1 rRNA gene is annotated in these 458 nt (G+C 57.9%); it reads right to left on the bottom strand.

Annotated features, from left to right (window positions below):
- Positions 1-134: 134 nt before the first annotated feature.
- Positions 135-458, bottom strand: a 16S ribosomal RNA gene (locus tag E8M12_RS16600); the annotation flags it as partial.

Raw genomic sequence — 458 nt, 5'->3', positions numbered from 1 at the left:
GCGCCGGGGTTCGTTAGCCCGCACGACACTGCCCGAGGACGCGCGCCGGCGGGGGACCGAGTACGTGACGGGGGTTGCCCCCACGCCACGCACCCGGCATTGTTAAACACGTGTTCGCGGTCTGCTTTGCAGGTTTCGACAATGATCCTTCCGCAGGTTCACCTACGGAAACCTTGTTACGACTTCTCCTTCCTCTAAATGATAAGGTTCAGTGGACTTCTCGCGACGTCGCGGGCGGCGAACCGCCCACGTCGCCTCGATCCGAACACTTCACCGGACCATTCAATCGGTAGGAGCGACGGGCGGTGTGTACAAAGGGCAGGGACGTAGTCAACGCGAGCTGATGACTCGCGCTTACTAGGAATTCCTCGTTGAAGACCAACAATTGCAATGATCTATCCCCATCACGATGAAATTTCAAAGATTACCCGGGCCTGTCGGCCAAGGCTATAAACTCG

The sequence above is a fragment of the Thalassotalea mangrovi genome, assembly GCF_005116735.1.
Taxonomy (GTDB): Bacteria; Pseudomonadota; Gammaproteobacteria; order Enterobacterales; family Alteromonadaceae; genus Thalassotalea_A; species Thalassotalea_A mangrovi.
Note: the sequence above shows the minus strand (reverse complement) of the source record. Positions and strands in the feature narration are given on the sequence as shown.